4 protein-coding genes are annotated in these 4597 nt (G+C 49.4%); 3 read left to right on the top strand and 1 reads right to left on the bottom strand.

Annotated elements, in window-relative coordinates; translation table 11 throughout:
• The first annotated feature begins 270 nt into the window (after positions 1-270).
• Positions 271-402, top strand: a complete 132-nt coding sequence (locus tag V6C93_RS30870) for a hypothetical protein (RefSeq protein WP_333480506.1) — start codon at positions 271-273, stop codon at positions 400-402.
• 130 nt (positions 403-532) lie between these two features.
• Here V6C93_RS30870 and V6C93_RS30865 read toward each other — a convergent pair whose 3' ends face one another.
• Positions 533-1465, bottom strand: coding sequence for a tyrosine-type recombinase/integrase (locus tag V6C93_RS30865; RefSeq protein ID WP_333480505.1), 933 nt, complete (start codon positions 1463-1465; stop codon positions 533-535).
• A 185-nt stretch (positions 1466-1650) separates the two neighbouring features.
• On the opposite strand from V6C93_RS30865, the gene V6C93_RS30860 reads away from it, so the two are divergent.
• Positions 1651-3297, top strand: a complete 1647-nt coding sequence (locus V6C93_RS30860) for an IS481 family transposase (protein ID WP_333480507.1) — start codon at positions 1651-1653, stop codon at positions 3295-3297.
• Positions 3287-4258, top strand: coding sequence for an ExeA family protein (locus V6C93_RS30855; RefSeq protein ID WP_333480504.1), 972 nt, complete (start codon positions 3287-3289; stop codon positions 4256-4258). The genes V6C93_RS30860 and V6C93_RS30855 overlap by 11 nt, the downstream gene beginning before the upstream one ends.
• Positions 4259-4597 lie beyond the last annotated feature (339 nt).

The following is a 4597-nucleotide window of genomic DNA, read 5'->3' as shown; positions in this document are numbered from 1 at the left end:
GTAGGCACTTAAATAGTGAGATGCTTACCAATCGATTAGCAGACCCATAAATAGCCTTCTTGTCATTAATTGATTGCCAATTTGTTTGATGGATATCAACAGGTTGATGAGGCCAAAGATTTCGTCACAGAGGCAGTAATTGAACCTGAGGCCACGGAGACAGGGTAACGCGAGGATGTCTTTACAAAACTCTACGCATCACCGCGTCTTTTCGGAAAGCGAGCTCAACTGCCTTAAACTTCCTTTATCTGCAACTCAAAGAAAGCTGTCATGAAACAAGTTGCCACCCACCTCTGCATTGCTAGCAGCATTGTCCTCGGCTGTCTAGTTGTTGCGGCTTGCAAACATAATCGCTCTGGCTTGCAAACAAGGCGAGAGCTGGCTCAAATTATTTGCAACTAAAACGGTGTTCTGGCTCAAATTAACTGCAACTCAGCTCAAATTATTTGCAACTGGCTCACAATCATCCGCTCCAGCTCAAATTATTTGCAACGACGCTTAATATCATGTCCGCATTGAGGAGAGGGTTACTTTAGCCCTTGAGGAGTCCGAGCTTAGCCTTCAGCTGCTGTCGGCTCATGAGCGTGTACCGAACAGTAGTTTGAATAGCTGGAGTTCCCTTGTTGGTAATATGACCGAGGTAATAAGCAACCTCCTCCAAAGTCCAGCCTGCCTCACGCGCTCGGTGGGCGAAATCATGCCGTAGGTCGTGAAAAGTTACATCATGAATGAGTTCCCACTCGTCAACAGTGGCGTGAACTTTAAGATTCTTCCACCAACGGTGAATGCCTGCTTCAGTCAGTCGTTGACTTCGCTGTGAAGTGAAAGTGTAGGGACTTTCCGAGTCTCGTCCCCCGTGATGGATGTATTCGTACAAAGGTCGTCTAGCGGCGTTAACTAAATCGATATCCCGTGCTTTACCTCCCTTGTACCCGACATGCAGCCACCCGACCTTGGGTCCAACATGAGTATGCTCTAAAAGTAACCAAGCCACATCACTCACGCGGCAGCCAGCCCAGTATCCCAATGCAAAAAGTGCTTCGCTGCGCGGATGGTCATCCCGTTCGACGAGATTGCGTAAGATATAACGTTGGTCAGGAGTCAATTGTCTTGGGGCTAACAGTGGCTGTGGCGGAATGTTTAACCCTCTAGTAGGATTGCGCCGTAAAATCCCCTTCTCTTCAATGAGCCAATGAGCAAAACCACTGACGGCTGACTTAACCCGCGCACGATGAGCGATGCTGTAACCTTGGGTATCCAGGTAGGCGATGTAAGTTTCCATTGCCGTCTTGGTCAAATGTTCAGGATGAAACTGCCCTCCACAGCCTGGACGTTGTGCTAGCCAAAGTATGAGTTGTCGTAAGGCTCGCATATAAGCATCAACCGTGCTTTTCGTCCTACCTGAGAGGAACGCCTCATATTCGGTAAGTAATACTTGTGCTTCAGATATCGGGAGTGCATCCACAGCGCATTTCTCCCCCAAAAATTTCTGTGGTGAGTTTTACGGTCTCATTTGAGGCAAATCTAACTCAAATCATCTTCTTTTTTGGTCAAACTGGCAACGGAATGTAATTTCTGTGACCAGTTTTCTGGTACAAACAAAATAACGATATCGCGGAGGCGAACTAACTTCTCGTGACCCGCAAGCAGATCCCTACAGAGGCGCTGATTAACTTGCGCCGTCGCCTGGAGATGTTGCCGCCCCGTTGCCCGGAGCGTCGGCTCCTGATTGAAGAGACAGCAGCCTTATATGGCGTGTCAAGCGATACTCTATATCGCGCTTTGCGGGAACGGGTGCGAGCTAAGGCAATCCATCGCTCAGATCGGGGGGCACCCAGAAAGCTGTCTCAAACCGAAATGGAATGCTACTGCGAAGTGATTGCGGCCTTCAAAATTCGCACCTGTAATAAGAAGGGACGACATGTCTCTACCGCACGAGCCATTGAGCTGCTCGAAGAGTTTGGTATGGAGACACCAAACGGCTTTATCCAACCCCCCAAGGGCGTACTGACGAAATCGACTGTTAATCGCTACCTCAAAGCCTGGGGTTACGATCACCGACTCATGACCCGACAACCACCGGCTGTCCGCTTTCAAGCTCAACACAGTAATGAATGCTGGCATTTTGATCTGAGTCCATCGGATTTGAAACAAGTCGAGAAGCCTTCCTGGGTAGAACCAGGGAGAGGCAACCCGCTACTGATGCTCTACAGTGTCGTTGATGACCGCAGTGGTGTGTGTTATCAGGAATACCACTGCGTCTATGGAGAGGATGTGGAAGCAGCACTGCGTTTCTTGTTCACGGCAATGTCAGTGAAGGCGATAAATGGGTTTCCCTTCCAGGGAATTCCGCAGATGCTTTACACGGACAATGGACCAATTGCTAAAAGCCGGGTGTTTCAAAATGTCATGGATTGTCTAGATATCAAGCTCGTCACCCACATGCCTAATGGTAAGGATGGTCGGCGAGTGACGGCTCGCGCCAAGGGCAAAGTGGAAAGACCATTCCGGACGGTCAAAGAAGCACACGAAACCCTGTATCACTTTCATAAACCGGAAACCGAGACAGAGGCTAACCTATGGCTGCATAAGTATCTCCTGCATTACAATGACCGACCGCACCGCACAGAATCGCACTCGCGGATGGAAGATTGGCTACAGAATCTACCAGCCATTGGCGTACAGGAAATGTGCAATTGGGAGCGGTTCTGTACTTTTGCTCGTGAACCAGAACGACGAAAGGTAGATGCTACTGCCAGAGTCTCGGTTGAGGGCGTGGCCTATCAAGTAGATCCTGACTTGGCTGGGGAAACCGTTATCCTCTGGTGGGGTCTGTTTGATAACGAGCTGTATGTCGAGAAAGACGAGCGGCGCTACGGACCCTTTCACCCAGTTAATGGTCCTATTCCCCTACACCGCTATCGCAAATTTAAGAAAACCAGAACTGAAGAACGGGCTGACCGTATTGCTGCCTTGGCTAAACAACTGAATTTACCCCGTGCTGCACTGGATGGCAATGCAGATTTGCAGTTAATGGTCTCCTCGCCTCAAGCACCCGATCCAAGCCTGACACCCTTCCATGACCCCGATCCATTCCAGGAATTCATTTATCCAACTGTGCTATTAGCCAAACGAGCGATCGCAGATTACCTCGGTCAACCGTTGGCAAGATTGCCAGCTGAACAGCGGGCTTTTATTGATGCGTTACTGACCGAGACCTTGCAGAAAAAGACGGTTATGGAGCGAGTACGGCAGTACTTTCAGCCGGGGTCACAGGGGGAACATCATGCTTACTGAGGTGATGGAAAACTACAGCTTGATTAAAGAGTTCCGTAAAGCTGGGTACTACGAGACGGCGCATCAAAAGCAAATGTTCAAAGACATCAAAGCTGCCATCTCCTCTGGCAGGCTAGTTGTTTTGACGGGAATTGTGGGTTGTGGTAAGACTGTCACCTTGCGCCGACTGCAAGAGACTCTGGAGAAAGAAGGCAAGATTCTCGTCTCGAAATCACTTTCAGTGGACAAGAACCGTGCGACGCTAGCAACACTGATTAGCGCCCTGTTTTACGATTTGTCAGCAGAGAAGGATATCAAAATTTCTACCCAAGGCGAAAAGCGGGAGCGAGAACTGCGCGACCTGATCAAGAAAGGTAAGAAGCCAGTAGTACTCTTTGTTGATGAGGCTCATGACCTGCATAGCAGTACTCTCACCGGACTCAAACGCTTGATTGAGGTAGTTGAAGATGGTGGTGGTACTCTCTCTGTAGTTCTCGCCGGTCATCCCAAACTCAAAAACGATCTGCGCCGTCCGACGATGGAAGAAATTGGCTACCGGGCTACAGTCTTCTCGTTGGACAGCTTGATTGGGAGTCAGCGAGAGTACATTGGATGGCTGCTTAATGCTTGTACAGGTGAGGACACCCAAATCTTTGACTTGTTAGAGGCATCTGCTATCGACATGCTCGCCATGCGACTGAGAACACCCCTCCAAATCGAACAGCATTTAACACTGGCGCTGGAGGAAGCGTACCAAGTTGGAGAAAAGCCAGTCACGGCGGCGATTGTGGAATCCATTCTGTCGAAGGACATTAATGAGCTGGAGCCAAACTTGACTCGGCACGGCTACAACGTGAAAAGCTTAGCTGAACAATTTAACACTAAACCTGCCGATATCCGGTCGCTGTTTCGGGGGCAGCTTGACCCAGTCCGCACTCGTGAATTACAGGAACAAATGCTGTCAGCAGGACTACCGCTTTGAGGCACAGCTTGATACCTACCCCCAGCATCGGTCAGTTGCAAATAATTTGAGTCGAGTCGGATGATTGCAAGCTAGTTGCAAACAATTTGAGCTGAGTTGCAGTTAATTTGAGCCAGAACGCCGTTTTAGTTGCAAATAATTTGAGCCAGCTCTCGCCTTGTTTGCAAGCCAGAGCGATTATGTTTGCAAGCCGCAACAGATATTATGCGGTTCGCACTGAACCCCAAGCCTATTCCACACAAGCAATCCAGGAACTAAGAATTCAACAGCTAGAGCAGGAAATCGCTGTCTTGAAACAGCGAAATGCTGACCTGACCGCGTGCCTGGATGAAGCTGTGG

Source organism: Allocoleopsis sp. (assembly GCF_036703385.1).
Classification (GTDB): Bacteria; Cyanobacteriota; Cyanobacteriia; order Cyanobacteriales; family Coleofasciculaceae; genus Allocoleopsis.
Note: the sequence above shows the minus strand (reverse complement) of the source record. Positions and strands in the feature narration are given on the sequence as shown.